Source organism: Bacteroides caecigallinarum, from assembly GCF_016902295.1.
Taxonomy (GTDB): Bacteria; Bacteroidota; Bacteroidia; order Bacteroidales; family Bacteroidaceae; genus Phocaeicola; species Phocaeicola caecigallinarum_A.
Genome location: NZ_JACJLQ010000001.1, coordinates 146,803 through 165,868, shown reverse-complemented (window position 1 = coordinate 165,868; position 19,066 = coordinate 146,803). Strand labels below are relative to the sequence as shown.

Annotated in this window: 20 protein-coding genes and 2 tRNA genes; 8 read left to right on the top strand and 14 right to left on the bottom strand. The window is 39.0% G+C overall.

All coding sequences use genetic code 11. The features are described from left to right. Nucleotides 1–39 precede the first annotated feature (39 nt). From H6A27_RS00790 to H6A27_RS00780, 3 genes are all read right to left on the bottom strand, one after another. Entirely contained in the window at nt 40–633 is a 594-nt protein-coding gene (locus H6A27_RS00790) for a TetR/AcrR family transcriptional regulator (protein ID WP_204404424.1), read from the bottom strand. A 242-nt stretch (nt 634–875) separates the two neighbouring features. Continuing rightward, nucleotides 876–1,310, bottom strand: a complete 435-nt coding sequence (locus tag H6A27_RS00785; RefSeq protein WP_204507330.1) for a nucleoside deaminase — start codon at nt 1,308–1,310, stop codon at nt 876–878. Between the two features lie 4 nt (nt 1,311–1,314). Beyond that, a complete protein-coding gene (locus tag H6A27_RS00780; RefSeq protein WP_204404420.1) occupies nt 1,315–1,548 on the bottom strand; it encodes a hypothetical protein in 234 nt (77 codons plus the stop codon). A gap of 73 nt (nt 1,549–1,621) precedes the next feature. On the opposite strand from H6A27_RS00780, the gene H6A27_RS00775 reads away from it, so the two are divergent. Genes H6A27_RS00775 through H6A27_RS00765 form a run of 3 tightly spaced genes read left to right on the top strand, consistent with a single transcriptional unit; the run spans nt 1,622 to nt 4,079 of the window. Continuing rightward, a complete protein-coding gene (locus H6A27_RS00775) occupies nt 1,622–1,987 on the top strand; it encodes a YraN family protein (RefSeq protein ID WP_204404418.1) in 366 nt (121 codons plus the stop codon). Nucleotides 1,988–2,011: 24 nt separating this feature from the next. Then, nucleotides 2,012–2,749, top strand: coding sequence for a biotin--[acetyl-CoA-carboxylase] ligase (locus tag H6A27_RS00770; protein ID WP_204507329.1), 738 nt, complete (start codon nt 2,012–2,014; stop codon nt 2,747–2,749). 16 nt (nt 2,750–2,765) lie between these two features. Continuing rightward, entirely contained in the window at nt 2,766–4,079 is a 1,314-nt protein-coding gene (locus H6A27_RS00765) for an MATE family efflux transporter (RefSeq protein ID WP_204404413.1), read from the top strand. Here the strand turns inward: H6A27_RS00765 and H6A27_RS00760 are convergent. Then, nucleotides 4,051–5,469: an ATP-dependent DNA helicase gene (locus H6A27_RS00760; protein ID WP_204507328.1), complete on the bottom strand. Its 1,419-nt coding sequence runs from the start codon at nt 5,467–5,469 to the stop codon at nt 4,051–4,053. The genes H6A27_RS00765 and H6A27_RS00760 overlap by 29 nt on opposite strands. A 94-nt stretch (nt 5,470–5,563) precedes the next feature. On the opposite strand from H6A27_RS00760, the gene H6A27_RS00755 reads away from it, so the two are divergent. Genes H6A27_RS00755 through H6A27_RS00745 form a run of 3 tightly spaced genes read left to right on the top strand, consistent with a single transcriptional unit; the run spans nt 5,564 to nt 7,675 of the window. Further along, complete coding sequence (locus tag H6A27_RS00755) at nt 5,564–6,250, top strand: hypothetical protein (protein WP_204507327.1); 687 nt, start codon at nt 5,564–5,566, stop codon at nt 6,248–6,250. A 16-nt stretch (nt 6,251–6,266) separates the two neighbouring features. Further along, nucleotides 6,267–7,085 (top strand): DUF3822 family protein, encoded by an 819-nt coding sequence (locus H6A27_RS00750; RefSeq protein WP_204404408.1) that lies wholly within the window; start codon nt 6,267–6,269, stop codon nt 7,083–7,085. Continuing rightward, nucleotides 7,076–7,675 carry an RsmD family RNA methyltransferase gene (locus tag H6A27_RS00745; RefSeq protein ID WP_204404406.1) on the top strand — a complete coding sequence of 200 codons (600 nt, stop codon included), beginning with the start codon at nt 7,076–7,078 and terminating at the stop codon, nt 7,673–7,675. Before H6A27_RS00750 ends, H6A27_RS00745 begins: the two co-directional genes overlap by 10 nt. On the opposite strand, the gene cls is transcribed toward H6A27_RS00745, so the two are convergent. From cls to H6A27_RS00730, 3 genes are all read right to left on the bottom strand, one after another. Further along, nucleotides 7,647–9,086 carry a cardiolipin synthase gene (cls, locus tag H6A27_RS00740; protein ID WP_204507326.1) on the bottom strand — a complete coding sequence of 480 codons (1,440 nt, stop codon included), beginning with the start codon at nt 9,084–9,086 and terminating at the stop codon, nt 7,647–7,649. The genes H6A27_RS00745 and cls overlap by 29 nt on opposite strands. 128 nt (nt 9,087–9,214) lie before the next feature. After that, nucleotides 9,215–12,103 carry a TonB-dependent receptor gene (locus H6A27_RS00735; protein ID WP_204507325.1) on the bottom strand — a complete coding sequence of 963 codons (2,889 nt, stop codon included), beginning with the start codon at nt 12,101–12,103 and terminating at the stop codon, nt 9,215–9,217. A gap of 98 nt (nt 12,104–12,201) precedes the next feature. Beyond that, complete coding sequence (locus H6A27_RS00730) at nt 12,202–12,615, bottom strand: hypothetical protein (RefSeq protein WP_204507324.1); 414 nt, start codon at nt 12,613–12,615, stop codon at nt 12,202–12,204. A 109-nt stretch (nt 12,616–12,724) separates the two neighbouring features. Here H6A27_RS00730 and aroB point away from each other — a divergent pair, with 109 nt between their 5' ends. Then, nucleotides 12,725–13,789, top strand: a complete 1,065-nt coding sequence (aroB, locus tag H6A27_RS00725; protein WP_204507323.1) for a 3-dehydroquinate synthase — start codon at nt 12,725–12,727, stop codon at nt 13,787–13,789. A gap of 93 nt (nt 13,790–13,882) precedes the next feature. Further along, nucleotides 13,883–13,957, top strand: a tRNA-Pro gene (locus H6A27_RS00720). Nucleotides 13,958–14,118: 161 nt separating this feature from the next. Here the strand turns inward: H6A27_RS00720 and H6A27_RS00715 are convergent. The 7 genes from H6A27_RS00715 to cmk all read right to left on the bottom strand — a co-directional run bounded on the left by H6A27_RS00715 (nt 14,119) and on the right by cmk (nt 18,899). Next, a tRNA-Met gene (locus H6A27_RS00715) sits at nt 14,119–14,191 on the bottom strand. A gap of 133 nt (nt 14,192–14,324) precedes the next feature. After that, nucleotides 14,325–14,576 (bottom strand): DUF4834 family protein, encoded by a 252-nt coding sequence (locus H6A27_RS00710; RefSeq protein ID WP_204507322.1) that lies wholly within the window; start codon nt 14,574–14,576, stop codon nt 14,325–14,327. Nucleotides 14,577–14,629: 53 nt separating this feature from the next. Beyond that, nucleotides 14,630–15,340 (bottom strand): CDP-diacylglycerol--serine O-phosphatidyltransferase, encoded by a 711-nt coding sequence (pssA, locus tag H6A27_RS00705; RefSeq protein ID WP_204404393.1) that lies wholly within the window; start codon nt 15,338–15,340, stop codon nt 14,630–14,632. A gap of 11 nt (nt 15,341–15,351) precedes the next feature. After that, complete coding sequence (locus H6A27_RS00700) at nt 15,352–16,038, bottom strand: phosphatidylserine decarboxylase family protein (protein WP_204404391.1); 687 nt, start codon at nt 16,036–16,038, stop codon at nt 15,352–15,354. Nucleotides 16,039–16,261: 223 nt separating this feature from the next. Beyond that, nucleotides 16,262–17,242: a 6-phosphofructokinase gene (gene pfkA, locus H6A27_RS00695; RefSeq protein WP_204404389.1), complete on the bottom strand. Its 981-nt coding sequence runs from the start codon at nt 17,240–17,242 to the stop codon at nt 16,262–16,264. 105 nt (nt 17,243–17,347) lie between these two features. Further along, complete coding sequence (locus H6A27_RS00690; protein ID WP_204507321.1) at nt 17,348–18,214, bottom strand: 4-hydroxy-3-methylbut-2-enyl diphosphate reductase; 867 nt, start codon at nt 18,212–18,214, stop codon at nt 17,348–17,350. After that, entirely contained in the window at nt 18,207–18,899 is a 693-nt protein-coding gene (cmk, locus tag H6A27_RS00685; RefSeq protein ID WP_204404385.1) for a (d)CMP kinase, read from the bottom strand. The genes H6A27_RS00690 and cmk overlap by 8 nt, the downstream gene beginning before the upstream one ends. Between the last annotated feature and the right edge of the window lie 167 nt (nt 18,900–19,066).

The window sequence follows — 19,066 nt, the reverse complement described above, 5'->3', positions numbered from 1 at the left end:
ATTATTTAATTTAAAATATTACTGTCAGTTTATTTATAACTATTCTTCGGCTTTACAACCTAAAGCTCCATAAACTATTTTCTTTACATATCTCCACGATGTTTCGTCGTCAAGTTCCTCTGCAATCTGTCCTCTGATGAAAGGTACCTCAATGCCTTTTAAGCAGTAATGCAGGATAGAAGCTGTAATCTCCACATCATCAATATCGAATACCCCCGAATCCTTGCCTTCCTGGAGTATTTTCCTGAACAGAACCACTTCCTTAATGTCAAAATCCTTTCTTTCAGCCTCAACCTTCCATATATCGCGGAAAAAGTCGGCTCTTAAAGTGCCATTCCTGTAAACTATAGTCTTTGTAGTTTCAAGATGTGTAAAAATGAGTTCCAGAATTTTCTTTTCAGGCGAAATATCTTTACTGGCCACTTTATGAAGTGTATCGGACAACATTTCAATTTCAGCCTCCACTACAGCCATATAAATCTCTTCCTTACTTTTGAAATAAGTATAAAGAGTTCTGCGTCCCTTCTTGGAAGCAATGGCTATATCATTCATAGTAGTATCCTCAACTCCTTTTTTAGCAAAAAGCTGTCTGGCTACATCCACTAATTTGGCTCTTGTCTTTAATACTGTCATACTGTCCTTTCTATTGCACAACATCTGTATCTGTGTGCAAAAGTACATCTTTATATCATATTATACAAATATACAGTAAATTTTGTAGATTACCCAACAATCTTCATTTTCTAACAGCATTTTTTTAATGATCTACCTCGTAAAAATATGTGTAGTTTTATTGATTAAAAAACATGACCGTGTTTTATCTTGAACGCGGTCACGTTTTACTTTAAACGACAGGTCGTTTTTAAAAGAATGTATTACCTGCGTTTTTTAAAGAAATCTTTCATCAGTTTTCCACATTCATCGGCCATGATGCCGAACTGCACTTCAGTCCGTGGATGAAGTGAATCGGGTGCATATCTCATGAAACCGCGTTTCTCGTCAGACGCGCCGTAAACCAGTCTGCCCAATTGCGACCATGCTATCGCACCGGCACACATCACACAAGGTTCAACAGTGACATACAGCGAACAATCATTAAGATACTTTGCCCCCAACGCATTCTCGGCTGCAGTGATGGCCTGCATCTCGGCATGGGCAGTAACATCATTTAGAGTCTCTGTAAGATTATGCGAACGGGCTATTATACGGTCACGACAAACCACTACGGCTCCCACCGGAACCTCTCCCCTCTGTGCCGCACGTTCTGCCTCGGCAAGGGCCTGCTTCATATAATAATTATCGTCTGCCATATGACTATCTGCGCATTTCGTGTTCGTTGAAAAGAGTAGGATAATCATCGTCCAGCTGCTGATGGATATGAGCCAATACAGTCTCGCGAAGCCATCGCGCCTTGTTAGTTATCTTATATTTCTTGAGATAACATTCCACAATGCGGATTTCTTCTTCACTCATCAGACATACCATACGCTGCTTGCGCGGTGGGACAGATGACGGAACCTTATTTCTCGTTTTACCCTTTGATACCATTCAGGATACAAAAATAATCTACTTCCGGCTAATTAAGAAAAAATAAATAAGTATTTTTGCAAAAAACGGTAAAATGGCAAAACATAACATTTTGGGCAAAAGAGGAGAAGACATAGCCTGCCGGTTTCTCCAGGAAAATGGATATGAGATACTGGAAAGGAACTGGACTTGGAGAAGACTGGAGCTGGACATTATAGCCCGGAAAGGGAACTGTCTGATTATAGCCGAAATAAGAACCAGGAGCACAGACCTTTACGGTGAGCCTGAATATACCGTTTCCGACAAGAAAATCAGGAGAATAATCAATGCCGCCGACGTTTATATAAAGAAAAACATGATTGACCTTGATGTCAGGTTCGACATAATATCCATAACCGGACATGAGGGGGATTTCAAAATCAAACATATCGAAGATGCATTTGTATCTCCGGTATGGTAAAATTAATATATTAAAAGACTCACAATGAATTATCCTAAACCTATTTATATACCACAAACCACATCGACCAACGTTAGTCTTGCTGATATCTGTTCGAAAGGCGAAGCAGACAACCTCACCTCGGTTTACTCATCGTTTCAGACCGACGGCAGAGGACAGCGGGGCAACAAATGGGAATCGGAAGACAGAAAAAACCTGCTGTTCAGCTTTGTAATTTTTCCCAAAGGACTGCCTGCAAAGGAACACTTCATACTGCTGCAAATTACTGCGCTTGCCCTGTTCGAAACTCTGACTGAATATACAGACGGGATAAGCATAAAATGGCCGAATGACATTTACTGGATGGACAAGAAGATTTGCGGGACACTGATTGAAAACGACTTGAGCGGTATGAACATAGAACGTTCCATTTCCGGAACGGGGGTAAACCTGAACCAAAAGATATTCAGAAGCGGCGCCCCAAATCCTGTCTCATTATCGCAAATCACAGGCAAGGAATACGACATAGAGACCGTTCTATACAAGATTATGGATTACGTAAACGGATATTACGGCATGTTCTGTAACGGAGAAAGCGAAACCATAAGGAAGAAATACTTTGACGCGATATACAGAAAAGACGGATTTCACACCTATAAAGACGATAACGGCACGTTTGAGGCCATGATAGAAGACATAGAAAAAGACGGAAGATTCATACTGAAAGACAAAGAAGGAAACGTAAGAAAGTATCTGTTTAAGGAAGTGTCGTACATTATATAATATATCACACAAAAACATGAACCAGACAAACAAGGAAATACTTCAGATAGCCATACCATCAATCATCTCGAACATCACTGTACCGCTGTTAGGATTAGTGGATGTAACAATAACAGGACATTTGGGCAATGTGGCTTATATAGGCGCTATAGCTGTTGGGGGTATGCTCTTCAATATGATTTATTGGATTTTCGGTTTTCTGAGAATGGGAACAGGAGGAATGACATCGCAGGCATACGGAAGCAGAAACGGCGACGAATGCAGGAATATACTGCTACGCTCGCTAAGTATCAGTGTCTTACTGGCTTTGTCGCTCATAATATTACAATCTATAATTGTCAGCACAGCATTCATTTTCATTGATACCGGTACAGAAGTAAAGGCTTATGCCACAAAGTATTTCCATATATGTATCTGGGGAGCACCCGCCGTGCTTGGACTATACAGTTTCACCGGATGGTTCTTAGGCATGCAAAATTCCAGATACCCAATGTTCATAGCCATAACTCAGAATGTAATAAACATAGCCGCCAGCCTTTTCTTAGTCAGAGAAATGGGAATGAAAATTGAAGGAGTGGCATACGGCACTCTGATTGCGCAATACGCCGGATTGCTGATGGCCATACTTTTAGGACTTAAATATACAAAAAACTATACGTGGAATATTTCCGCGAGACAATTATTCTGCAGGAAAAGCATGTCGGTATTCTTCAGGGTGAACAGAGATATATTTTTCCGCACATTATGCATCGTGGCGGTCACAGTGTTCTTCACATCATCCGGAGCAGGATATGGCGACACCACATTGGCAGTCAACACCCTACTGATGCAGATGTTCACTATTTTCTCTTACATTATGGACGGATTCGCATACGCCGGCGAGGCTCTTGTGGGAAAACATGTAGGTAGCAGAAATAATTTGTTGCTACGCACCACAATAAGACATCTTTTATACTGGGGAACAGGAGTAGCCGTATTATTCACATTATTATATTGTGTTGGAGGCAGAGATTTCCTCCGGCTGCTCACCGACGATACAGATGTTATACAGAATTCATCCGAATATTATTACTGGGTTCTTGCAATACCTTTTGCCGGGTTTATGGCCTTCATACTGGACGGTATATGTATAGGAGCCACCGCTACAGGAATAATGCTCCGTTCGATATCCGTTGCCTCGGTTATATTTTTTGCCGTATATTATATATCGGAAAGTACTTTGGGCAATCATTCTCTGTGGTTGGCGTTCATCATATACCTGTTCGTCAGAGGAAATGTTCAAGCCCTTCTCACCTATCGTTTTATTCAGTCTGACTTTCGGGCCAGTTGACCAGGTAAAGTTTCTCGCTTGCTCTGGTCAGTGCCGTATAAAGCCAGCGGTAATAGTCTGGAGTAAAGGTTTCATCGGTGATGTATCCCTGATCGATAAAAATTCTTTTCCACTGTCCGCCCTGAGCTTTATGACATGTCACGGCGTATGCATACTTTACCTGTAGAGCATTATAGAAGCTGTCTTCCTTGAGTTTCTTCATCCGTTCCCTCTTGTTCGTAATGTCCGAATAGTCTTCCATAACAGCATTGAACAGCCGGTCGCTGTCTTCTTTCGACAAAGAAGGATAATCGGAGTGAAGAGTGTCAAGCAATATCTTCAGTTCGAGTTCTATATCATTATGGTCGGAGAAAGACAGAACCACATCGGCAAACCTGAACCCGTACATTTCACGGGTGCGACGCACCCGGCGTACCACAGCAATGTCGCCGTTGGCAATGAAATCCATCTCTTTACAGTCCGCCGTCCAATGATAATTATTCTTTGCTATCATAAGGATGTCGCCAGTATTCAACTCATCTTCCCTATACAAGATAGTATTCCGGATACCTTTATTATACAGATAAGCCCTTTTGTTGGAACGGCATATTATCATTGTCTCATCCATACCGGCCTCATTATATGAAGTATTTATGGCTTCTATCAATTCGCTGCCAGGCACTGAAGATATATCCCCGTATCCTTTAAGACTCAGTTTAGGAAGATCGTAAATATCATCGGCTGCCATCCTTTCGCGAAGCATCGTCGCATTCGAAAGAATTCCATTCCTGCCGGAATATCTGATAACCTCCGTGAGAAGACATTCTGTAACATCAAGCCCATATCCGCCCAATATTTCGGCACTCAGAGCGGGGCTCTCCTCTTCGCCCACCGGTGGCAACTGCGCTTCATCGCCGATAATCAGAAGGCGGCACCCATGGCCTGAATATACATACTCAATCAAATCGTCAAGAAGCCTGCCGCTTCCGAATGACGCGCCGGAAAGCCCGTCGTTCGAAATCATGGAAGCCTCATCAACAATAAACAACGTATTTTTGTGAAGATTATCATTTAAAGAAAAATTATCAAGCTCGTTTGAAAAGTTTTTCTGCCGGTAAATTTTCTTGTGAATGGTATAAGCCGAAAAACCGGAATAGCGCGAAAACACCTTGGCTGCCCTTCCGGTAGAAGCCATCAGAACGTAACCCGCATGGAACTCTGACAAAGTCCTGACTACCGCGCCAACAAGAGTGGTTTTACCTGTTCCGGCATACCCTTTCAGCAACAGCAACGCATCATTTTGGGGCTTAAACAAGAAATCTGCTATACATTGCATTGCTTTTTCTTGTTCATCTGTTGGTTTATAACAAAAATTTCGCTTAATTTGTTGCGTTAAATAGTTATTTAACATAAAAGTAGATAAAAAGATTGAGTAATATTTACGTTGTTCAAGTTATTTATTTTATTTTTGCGCTACGAATATAAACTAAAAAAATAATATTATCATGAAAACAGTTATTAATCTTGTTTTAGCAGCCTGCGTTGTAGGTTTGGTTTACATCTGCTACGGCAGTGTTATGGGTCCTATCAATTTTGACAAAGAAAGAGACATTAGAGAAAAAGCAATCATCGCTCGTCTTATCGACATCCGTAAGGCACAGCAGGAATACCGTGGTATGCACCAGGGTGCTTATACTGCAGACTTCGATTCTTTGATTGACTTCGTAAAAACTGCCAAACTTCCATTTATCCTTAAAGTAGGATCTCTTACAGACGCTCAGCTTGAAGCCGGTATGACTGAAAAGAAAGCAATGGCTATCATCAACAAGGCTAAAAAAACAGGTAATTATAAAGAAGTTGAAAAAGAAGGACTACAGAACTTCCGTCGTGATACAATGTGGGTAGCTGTACTTGACACAATCTTCCAGAAAGGTTTCAACGCTGATTCACTTTGCTATGTTCCTTACGGTAACGGAGCTAAATTTGAGATGGCTGTCCGCAAAGATACTATGAAGTCTGGTGCTCCTCTTAACTTGTTCCAGGCACAGGTTGCATATGATGTTTACTTGGATGGTATTAACCGTCAGGAATTGGCTAACTTGAAAGACATGCAGTCTAAACTTGGTAAATATTGCGGTTTGAGAGTCGGCGACATCGAACAGCCAAACAACAATGCCGGAAACTGGGAATAATCAATCTCACTCATAAATGACAAAAGATTTAGATTTTAATAAATCAGAACAATATACATTATCCATCCGTCTCAGTACGGATGGATTTTCTTTTTCTATCTATAACCCTATTGACGGCAACGACTTCTACCATAGGACGTTCCCCGTAAACACCCAGAGGTCAATGGCTGCAAACGTAAAGGCTTTCCTTGCAGCTACAGAAGAGCTCAAACATAAATTCAAGCAGACAAACATTCTTATTCACTCGCCTCGATATACGATAATTCCTTTGGAATTCTTTGAGGATGACTCGATGGAAAGTATCTTCTATCAGAACGTCAGAGAAAAAAAGAATGAAATCATTCTGTGCAATATTCTGAGTAACAGCAGTTCCGTTGTCATCTTCTCATTGGACAAACTGACACACGTATTCCTGTCCGAACAATTTCCCGGGGCAAGATTTTTCTCATCGATAAGCCCTCAGATAGAACATCTGACAATAAAGAGCAAACTTGGAAATTGCAAAAAGCTCTACACTAACATTCATCATGACAGTATTGACGTCACAGCGTTGGACAAAGGAAGGCTTTTGCTTGTAAACACTTACCCTACTCCATCTAAAAACGATATTGAATATTTTATACTCAACATCTGGCAACAGGCAGGTTTCGACCAACAGAGAGACGAACTGCATATTGCGGGAGCAACAGAAACAAAAAAAATAATTATCCCTGAGCTGAGGAAATACATCAGCCACGTTTACAGTATTAACCCACAGGCGGAATTCAACGATTCATCAACAACTGAAATCGAGAATATCCCGTTTGATGTACAATCACTAATTTTATGCGAGTAATAAGCGGCATATACAAAAGAAGAAGATTCGACGTTCCACACACATTCAAGGCAAGACCGACAACTGATTTCGCAAAAGAAAACCTGTTCAACGTTCTTAGCAACTACATTGATTTTGAAGACAATGTCACTGCTCTGGATTTGTTTGCAGGTACGGGAAGCATCAGCATCGAACTTGTATCCAGAGGATGCGATAAAGTTATCTCTATAGAAAAAGACCCTCTGCATCTTTCATTCATCAATAAAATAATGAAAGAAGTAAAGACAGACAAATGCTTTGTACTAAGGGCCGACGTATTCAAATATATAGAAAAATGTCAGGAAAAGTTCGATTTCATATTCGCCGACCCTCCATACGCGTTAGAAAGGCTGTCGGAAATACCGGATATGGTTTTCAAATACGAACTTCTGAAAAAGGACGGTATGTTTGTTTTGGAGCATGGTAAAGATCTGAGTTTCGAATCTCATCCTTACTTTATCGAACACAGACATTACGGCAGTGTAAACTTTTCTTTCTTCGGCTATCCTTCCGACGAAAGTTCAGATAAAGCAGAGGAGGATACTAAAGAAGAGGAGACAACAGTCTTATAACAGACTCAGTAATCCTGTTCTTTCCCGAACGGGACTTCCAGACTTTCTGTGTAAGCAGAATACTTGACTTCATATCATTAAAAAAAATATTTTTCAGGGCCAACGCAGTTTTTTTGTCATAAAAAAATGCATTGGCCTCAAAATTATGCTCAAAACTCCTGAAGTCCATATTTGTTGAACCAACAGTAGAAAGCTCGTCGTCGCTCACCATAAGCTTTGAATGCAGAAAACCGGACTTGTAAAGATAAACCTTAACTCCTGCCTCAAGCATATCGCCTATATACGACATTGTTCCTTTATGAATAAACCATGAATCACCACGTTTTGGTATCATAATCCTTACATCTACGCCTGAGAGAGCAGCCGACTGTAAAGCAGTAAGCACAGGTTCAGTAGGAAGCAAATAAGGAGTTTGTATATAAACATAGCTTTTCGCGTTATTAATGGCCATAACATAACCCTGCATAATGTCTCTCCACTCGCCTACAGGATCGGACGTCACAATTTGTGCAACAGAACTATAAGCATCGCTTCCACACGGTTCTGGAGATGACATTTTAGGAAAGTATTCAGGGGCAGTAATCAGCGATCGTTCAACAGTAAACCAATCTGTCAGAAACGCTGTCTGCAAGCCATATACAGCCTTACCGCTTATTTTGACATGAGTATCTCTCCATATACCCCAATTCAAACCATAAAGATACCTATAAGCTATATTCATACCGCCAATAAATCCCACCTTACCATCTATTACAACTATCTTTCTATGATTTCTATAATTGACTTTCGATGTAAACACCGGGAAGCGGACCTTTAGAAAACTTTGTACTTCTATACCTTCGCACAGCATCTGTTCGTAAAATTCATGATTCACCTTCCAGCATCCCACATCGTCATAAAGCACCCTTACCCGGACCCCCTTCCTTGACATATCAATCAGCGCATCCCTGAGCAAACGGCCAACCGGATCGTTTTCTATTATGTAGAACTCAACATGGATATGGTGGCGGGCACTGTAAATAGATTTCAACAATGACATATACATAGACTTTCCGTCGGTATATACTTCGACATTATTGCCATCGAACGGCAAAGCCCTGTTTACATTCATAAAAAAAGACATTATCCTGGACTTTTCAGTCTTGATGTTCAATGACTCCTGCATTTGGAATTCAGCCATAGGCCTTTTTATCAGTCTGGAATAACCTTTCCTGCTTATCAGCCTTCCTTTTCTGTTACTCTTACCCAAAAAGAAATACAGTATAAGTCCTACCAACGGAAGAAATGTAAGCACAAGTATCCACGCCATCGTCCTTACAGGATTTCTGTTATCAAGCACAACATATACTACAGTCGAAAACACTATCAACATGTAAGTGAAATAAATCAGTGCAAAGAATATATCATTCATAATAACATCATATCAGGTTAAAAACAAAAATACATGTTTTTCATGAAAATATATCGCTTTTTACCAACATAAAAACAGAGAGCCGCATAAAATCTTGTCTCATTTTATGCGGCTCTCTGAAAGTAGCGTTATCTTCTTGGTCCGAATCCAGGTCCATGTCCTCCCGGAGGGCCAAATCCAGGACCTCCCATAGGACGTCCGCCTTGTTTTCCACCAAAGAGGTTAAGACGATAGATAAAGTGTACCATACAATAACTGTATATAGCATTATATTCTGTATCAGAACGCATAGCGGCTGATATCGCACGGCTTATATTACTCTGATTACGCAAAATATCATAGAACTGAACGCTGATTGTAGCAGCATTTCCTTTCAGGAAGTTCTGTGAAATCTGAGCATTCCACAGCAGTTCATCACGGTTCATTGAAGCATCGGTATAACCTCGTCTGGAATTCTGTGACAAATCTGTTGAAATCGACATATTCCACGGCAGGTCTATATTAGTGCTGGCACCGTAAGAGAACTGATAGGTATCCATATTGCTTGATTCCTGATAACTGTTTCTGGAATGCATGTAATTGATAGAACCATTCAAAGAAACCTCCCACCAATCTGACCTGTAAGTACCTCTCAACCTTTCACCAAGATTCAGCTGTTTGGTGATATTCTTATCCGAATCTGTTGTAACTTCCTTACTGCTGATATAGCTTACCATATTACTATATCTTGTATTAGTGAATGTATTAATGGTAAATTTCTTATTCTTTAAAGCAATATTTCCACCCACCATTCCAAAGATATTCCAGTTACCGTTAATATTCTCCGGCCTTGTAGTATATCCACCGGTGGTCACATCGTATGTACGTCGGTTACTAATACTGTTAAGCGTATTGTTATATGAGAAATGCGTCATCACACCTCGCTGAGTATCCACATTAAACGTATTATACATAACTCGCAATGTATTCATAAACGCCGGTTTCAGATTAGGATTTCCCACTCTGACATTCAACGGGTCGGTATTGTCGCTTATCGGCAACAGGTCTGTCATACTTGGCTGTGAACTACGGCCTCTATAATCCACCCTCAACTGGCTTGTCTTCGAGAACTTATATCTGAAATCCAGAGTCGGTGTGAAATTGAACACCTTACGTGTGCTAATGGTATCGAGCTCACCCTTCTTATAATCCAATTTGGTATTTTGCGGCTGGAATGAAACACCTAAATTAAACTGTGATTTCTCAGTAATCCATTTATAGGATACATCGACCTGATGATTAAAGTAATTATACGCCGCACTCTTACTCAAGTCATTATTATAAGTACCGTTTATTTCGCCAGCCAATCCATTATCAACTGTCCATCCGTTAGGCATATCGTATGTGGAATTATCCGAAGTATTACGCTTGTACTGGAAGTTATAGCTGAACTGCAGGAACATATTCTTGAATATAGGTTCGCTATATGAGACGCGCGCACTATAATTATAACTCTTTGTTGGAGTTGTTATATAACGGTTCAATATTTCCAACTGCTCTTCAGGGGTTTTCTGGAAATAATTAGTCTCTGATGTTGAAAACTGTTCGGATTTACTATTTGTATAGTTATAATATAACCTAAATGTTATATTCCTTCCGGCCTTACCAAGACGCCTGTTATACATCAATGACGCGCCATGAGTAAACGAATTGGAACGCGAAAGGCTGTTACGAGCTATTGTATTTATGATATTTTCTTCAGGAACCAATTCCGTCAGATTCCCCTGTTCATCAGCATCTATCAGCTCGTCTGTTGAATATACCGGATCCTGGTTGAAAGTATAAGTGTTTGATTTTGTTCCATTATCAGTATCTCCATATTGGATTCTCGGTCGGAAAAGAACCATAGTCATAGTGTCAGGATTCCATTCTATTCTGAAATCGGCAGTAAGATTCAGGGTCTTATTATCCTGAAGACTCATAGCATTAGTAAATGAACTTGAAGAACTCGATACGAAAGTTTCAGATGCGCTCTTACTCCTTATGTCGGAATTTTTCATATTAAAGTTCACACTACCGTTATTCTGCCATTTTTCAGTTTCTGTAGCGAAGTTAAAACCAGCCATGTGGATAGTATTCAATCCGTTCTGACTTCTCCAACGTCCACCACCTCCACCGCCTGGGAAACCGTTATCATTAACATTATTGGATGAGCCAATTACAGTAAACTGATTACCGTCATAGAAACGATTTAAAAGGACCTTACCGCTATATCTGTCCTGAGTTCCTCCGGCAACATCGGCGTTACCGAACCAACCCCTATTCATTCCAGGTTTTACTGTAAGATCAAGTACAGTTTCTTCTTCACCATCCTGAATACCTGTAGCTTTTGCCATATCAGACTGCTTGTCGTAAGCACGAAGTTTATCAATAATGTTTACAGGCAAATTCTTAAGTGCTATATTAGGATCGTCGGCAAAAAATTCTTTACCGTCTATCATAATCTTGCTTACTTCCTTACCATTTATAGTTATCTTACCTTCATCATCAATTTCCGCTCCCGGAAGTTTCTTTACCAACTCCTCAAGAGCCGAACCTTCAGGTAGTCTGTACGCCGATGAATTATAGACTAAAGTATCGGCTACAGCAGTAACTTCAGGGGCCTGCGCAACTATCACAGCTCCCTCCAGCATTATCGCATCCGAAGCTAATTCTATATTACCAACTGCAGTCTTAGGCTTCTGACGGGTAATCTCAATATTTTTATAAACAGGCCTATAACCAACGAATGAAACCTTAAGCAGATACTTGCCTACACGTGCATTAAGCGAGAACTTACCGTCTATATCGGTAATATTACCTGTAACCATACTACTGTCCTTAGGCGACAGTATCTGTACGGTAGCCTGCATGACCGGCATCTTATCTTCTGCATCAACAACTGTTCCAGAAACAGTTCCTCGAGGTGTCCTTCCTTGCGGAAAGATTAGCAAAGGGGTAAAAATCCCTATCAAAAAACACAAAACCCAACTTTTCATAGTCCCAAAATCATCATTCCATATTTTATTTAATAAATTATTTTCAATACGCTTTTGACAGATATATTGGGAAAAGGTTTAATACCGTAAACATCATTTTAATTTTTCCTACCAATTTTTTTCTCAATTTTACGTTTTTGCACCAAAAACTCAAAACAGATAACATTCATTACCATATAAAAGATTCCAACGGAATTATCTGCACTCTGATAGTTCAAGTCAAAAGCAGATTTGCCAAGTGCAAAAAGATAATACAGCCCCCAAATCAACAAAGCTAATTTGGCAGCTTTAGCACGAAGAGACGAAGTAACCTCGTCTTCATCATCAGATTTGGCGAAAAATATAAAAAACAAAGAAATCCATATTACTGATTTAGCCCCAAGCTTTACGTATATCAAACCGGCATCAGTGGTTATCATTCCAAACATATACATCAACATAGGGAGAAACACAGATAAAATGAGAAGCGTATAACCTAATACACGAAAACAAATTGGGAAAAGTCCTTTCATAATCTTTATCATTTAGTTTTTAATCATTGGTACAAAAATAATTATTTGTAAACATTATAAAGTTATTTTCTAACTTTTTTTCTATTTTTGCCATCAAATTTGTATAATTATGAATAAACAAGAAGTAATCATCTGCAAGAATCTGGAAGAGGATTTAAGAAATGTAATTTCATCACATAAATTTGACAAGCTGTTCATTCTTACAGACAACAATACGTCACAATTCTGTCTGCCATTGACGGAAAATATAGACACAGTAAAAAATGCGACCAAAATCACAATAGGTGTTGAAGACAGCAACAAAAATCTTGAAACACTGACTCATGTATGGTCCGAACTCAGCAATGGTGGAGCGACCAGACATTCGCTGTTAATAAACCTTGGTGGAGGAATGGTTACTGACCTTGGCGGTTTTGCCGCTGCCACTTTCAAAAGAGGTATATCGTTCATAAACATACCGACTACACTCTTATCGATGGTTGACGCAGCCGTAGGTGGTAAAACCGGCATTAACTTCAATGGTCTGAAAAACGAAATAGGCGCTTTTGCACCGGCATCGGAAGTTATTATAGACAGTGAATTTTTAAAAACACTTGACTATGAAAATATCATGTCCGGATATGCCGAAATGCTTAAGCATGGACTAATCAGTAATCATGAAAACTGGCGTGAGCTTTTATTATTCAATTTTAATGACAATATTGACTACAAATCATTACAAGAGCTGATAGGTAAATCAGTAGCAATAAAAGAGAATGTAGTGGAACAGGATCCATTCGAAAAGAATATAAGAAAGTCTTTGAATCTTGGACACACTGTAGGACATGCCTTTGAAAGCTATTCATTGAAGGGAGAACATCATGCTCTTCACGGATATGCAGTAGCATGGGGACTGGTATGCGAATTGTACTTATCACACATCAAGACAGGATTTCCAAGTGAGAGACTAAGACAAACAGTGACATTTATAAAGGAGCATTACGGCAAACTGCATTTCACATGCAAAGACTATGAAGCTCTATACGAATTAATGACACACGACAAGAAAAATGAATCTGCAAATTCTGTAAACTTCACCCTACTGAGTGATGTCGGAGAAATAAAAATAAACCAAATAGTATCAAAAGAAGAAATCTTCGAAAGCCTTGACTTCTATTCAGAAACAATGGGATGATTTTTCAATAATAGATATTCATGACACATAACACTTCTAAAACAGGTTTTATTTGGTTTTTAAGAAAAAAACAGTAAATTTGCGCCAGCAATTCGGGGTGTAGCTCAGCCCGGTTAGAGTACGCGTCTGGGGGGCGTGTGGTCGCTGGTTCGAATCCAGTCACCCCGACTGGTGAAAATAAAGGAGTTAAGTGATAAACTTAGCTCCTTCATTTTTTATTCCTACAACAAATCTACAACATTTTTACGTTGCTCCCCCTTGACCCCTTGTTTCTGACAAAATGGCAACAAAAAAGGAGTCTCTCTTGAGACTCCTAAATTATTCATTAGTTGCGGAGGCCTGACTCGAACAGACGACCTTTGGGTTATGAGCCCAACGAGCTACCAACTGCTCCACTCCGCGATGTTATTTCCTAATTGCGAGTGCAAAGGTACGGCATTAAATTGTAAAAAACAAATTTTACCAAAAGAAAAAAGCCGTCTTAGAGTTAAATTAGGTAAACTATGACGTAAAAGAATAAAAAAAGAGATGAATGTCAATCCTTTATCTCTTCAAAATCAATATACTCACCTTCATTGTCATCGAATACCTTATTCTTAGACTTGGATTCATTCGTTTTCTTATATTCCGTATGATCTGAATCTCTATAATTATCGAATTGTTCCGATCGTTTTCTTGAACTTTTTCCTATTCCAGATACCGTCTTTATTATCTTATACAGAATGAAGAATCCTATAATTACTATAAAAAAGATTATGAAAAATATCAAACCTAAAATTTGAAACATAGTTATTGCGTTTTTAAGTATTAATATACAATAACCGTGCCACGATTATTATATTATGATTTTCTGTTTGTTAAAGCTGATAATACTATATACCAAACAATTACTGCCGCCAAACCGCTTATGCCAAATAATACAAGCAATATAATGCTAACTACAAGGAATATATATCTAATCTTATTGTTCTGCCATTTAAGGTTCTTGAATTTCAATGAAAACATTGGAAGTTCGGATACCAAAAGCAAAGACATTACTACAACCAAAAGAAGCAAACACAATGCATTAAACAGCTGAGCTACATACTGATGTTCATGAACGAATATTGCCAGTGAGCTCCAAAATAATGCATTTGCCGGTGTGGGCATTCCAATAAAAGATGTAGTCTGTCGTTCGTCAAGATTAAACTTTGCAAGGCGTAATGCAGAAAAAACTGAGATCAAAAATGCCGTATATGGTAAGTAATCAGAGATACCGGAAATGAAATCAGGGATATAGACTTCCTTGAATAAAGAGAAAACTATTGCCGAAGGAGCCAAGCCAAAAGTAATATTATCTGCCAAAGAATCAAGTTCCTTACCAATAGGTGAAGATACATCCAACAATCTTGCGCTCATCCCGTCGAAAAAATCAAATACTGCACCTAATACGATAAACAACATTGCCATTTGAAAATCGGACATAAAAGCCATATAGGATGCTATACACCCACAAAAAAGGTTACAGCTGGTAATACTATTAGGGATATTCTTAGTTATTATATTCGGCATAAAGCAACAGATTATTTAAGTTTTGCAATAACAGTTTCGTTACCGGTAGTTTTTTGGTTCATTTTTACACAAACCTCTGTACCTAAAGGCAGATATACATCAACTCTGGAACCGAATTTTATAAATCCCATGTGTTCGTCTATGTAACAATCTTCACCGGGAGTTGCATAAGTAACAATTCTTCTTGCCACAGCACCTGCAATCTGTCTTGCCATTACAGTCTCGCCTTCAGGAGTCTCTATTATTATAGTTGATCGTTCGTTTTCAGTACTGGCCTTAGGGAGCCAAGCTTTCATAAATCTTCCGTTATGATGTTTAACCATCTTCACGACACCGTCAACAGGATACCAGTTGGCATGTACATTTGTTATGTCCATAAAAATAGAAATCATCAATCGGCGGTCATGAAAATATTCATGTTCTTCAACTTCTTCTATCACCACTACCCTTCCGTCGGCTGGAGCGACAACAGTTTTTTCCGTTTCACCTTTAAAAAGTCGTATAGGACACCGGAAAAAATTAACCATAAGAATATAGAGCACAATACTGACTGTTGTCAATGCATAAGACACTACATTAGTACCGAATATAAAATAAAATGCAAAATTAATAGCCAACAACACTATTGCACTACTGATTAATATATTTGTACCTTCATGGTGAAGGCGAATCTTTTTCAGTTTTTTAATTCTATTCATGATGATAAAAGTAATGAAATTTGTCTTTTAACATGCAAAAATAATTGTATTTTGATTACTCTGCAAATAATACATTGGAAAAAAGCATTTTTATGAATCATTTGTAACTTTCGGACTATAACTATTATTATATCACCAATATAAAAAAAATCCCAGACCATACAATTCATACAGTCCGGGAATAAATTATGTTATCTGTTTTTACAATCAAAAATAATGATTATCAAATTGAAAGCTCATTCAGAACATTAACAAGTTCACGATCGATTGGCTTATCATTCTTGATAGCTTTTGCGAACGGCACATAAACTATTTTGTCGTTCTCAATACCTATCATAACGTTTCTCTGACCTTCCATCAAAGCCTCAATACTTGCCACACCCATACGGCTTGCAATAATACGGTCATGAGCGGTAGGACTTCCGCCACGCTGAAGGTGACCAAGAATTGTCACACGCACGTCATACTGTGGATATTCGTTCTTAACACGTTCCGCATAATGCATTGCTCCTCCAGTGATTTCACTTTCAGCTACAAGAACAATAGAGCTGCTCTTTGACTTACGGAAACCGTTTTTGATAAATTCTTCAAGCTGGTCAACTTCTGTATTGAATTCGGGGATGATGGCAGCTTCCGCACCTGCTGCGATAGCTCCGTTAAGAGCAAGGAAACCGGCATCGCGCCCCATTACCTCAACAAAGAACAAACGTTCGTGTGATGTAGCAGTATCTCTGATTTTATCCACAGCATCAAGTATAGTATTCAATGCCGTATCATAACCGATAGTAGTATCTGTTCCATAAAGGTCGTTGTCAATAGTACCAGGCAAACCGATACAAGGTACGTCAAATTCCTCAGCCAAGAGTCTCGCACCCGTAAGAGAACCGTCACCACCTATAACTATGAGGGCATCAATGCCTTCACGAACCATAGTATCATAAGCTATCTGCCTTCCTTCTGGTGTCTTGAACTCCATACATCTTGCAGTCTTCAGGATTGTACCTCCCAACTGAATGATGTTACTTACATTTTGAGTTTTAAACTCCTGTATTTCACCGGTTATTAGGCCCTTATATCCTCTATAAATACCTTTGACCTTCAATCCGTTATAAATAGCCGCACGGGTCACAGCACGAATAGCAGCGTTCATACCCGGAGCATCTCCTCCCGAAGTGAGGATTCCAACACATTTAATACTTGCCATACAGTTAAATATCATTAGTTTGTTTCAACGCTACAAATTTACAAAATCTATAGTTAAGTTGTATTAAGATTATATGTATTTTAATTTTACCGGACAAAAACATTTTCAATCCATTTCCAATATTACATTTCTACATTTGTCCATGAGCCATTTAGGAGTAGAGGTAGCCCCACATATCCCGATTGATTTAGTTTCGGCAAACCATGATTTCTTTATATCTTCAGGCTTGTCAACCTGATATGTTCGCGGATTTACGTCCTTACACTCATGGTACAATATCTTTCCATTAGAACTTTTAGGTCCGCACACAAATAATATGACATCATGCGACGCGGCAAATTTTCTAATATTAGGCATTCGATTGGCAACCTGACGGCATATAGTATCAAAATACTGAAAAGTAGCTTCCGGCGATATATGTTGTTCAATGTACGAAACAATTCTCCTGAACCCATCGAGCGATTTTGTTGTCTGAGAATAAAGTCTGACATCCTTGCTCATGTCTATTTTATCAACTTCCTCAATTTTTTCTATTACTATCGCTTCGCCGTTAGTCTGACCGACAAGACCAAGAACCTCCGCATGACCGTTCTTCCCATAAATGACAATCTGCTTTTCTCTATCAGAAATCTTGGATATGTATTCCTGCTTGATTCTTTTCTGCAACCTCAGCACCACAGGACATGTAGCATCGATAATCTCAATATTGTTTTCTTCGGCTATCCTATAAGTCTCAGGGGGTTCTCCGTGGGCACGCAACAGCACTTTCACATTTTTAAGTTTCGAATATTCTTCATGATTTATCGTAATCAAGCCCATATCCTTAAGACGCTCACATTCACGGTCATTATGCACTATATCGCCCAAGCAGTATAAAGGGGTTCCTTTGGAAAGTTCCTCCTCAGCTTTCTTTATGGCTGTTGTTACTCCGAAACAAAAACCAGACTCCTTATCTATCTCAATATTATACATTTGTCACTTTATCGAATACATTTTTCAACCATATTTTCTGCTCAGGTATCGACATATCGCTATTATCGAGAACAATGGCATCATCAGCCTTCCTAAGTGGGCTGACTTCCCTTGTCTGGTCTATACGATCCCTTTCAACGACATTCGCAAGTATCTCCTCGTAAGAAACGGTTTGACCTTTTGCCGTCAATTCATCATATCTACGTTTCGCACGGATTTCGGCAGAGGCAATAACAAAAATCTTCAACTCCGCGTCTGGGAATACCACAGTTCCGATATCTCTTCCATCCATCACTATACCCTTGTTCTTACCCATTTCCTGCTGTAATTTCACAAGAGCTTCTCTTACAAACCCCAAAGCCGCCACGATGCTGACTTTGGAAGACACCTCCATAGTTCTAATTTCCGTTTCAACATTTTCACCATTCAGCAATGTCTCAGGTCTGGAAGTAATATCATTCAAGCGGAATGATATCTTTATATCACCAATATGCTTTTCCAATGCTACAGCATCTATTCCACCATCATCATTAAAAAGATTATTTCTAAGGCAATATAATGTGACAGCTCTATACATTGCACCGCTGTCTATATAGATATAACCTATTTCCTTCGCCAAATCTTTTGCCATTGTACTTTTGCCACATGACGAAAATCCGTCAATCGCTATGGTAATTTTCCTCATAATATGAATATTGTATAATATATTATAATGTGTAATTACACTGTTTCTAAGTCAAAGATATGTAAAAGTTTTTACTGATTTATACGCTTCACATGGAAAACTTTAAGTTTTAATCTATTTTTATCCTTTTAAGGTTGCTTTTTAAAATAAATGTACTACATTTGCAA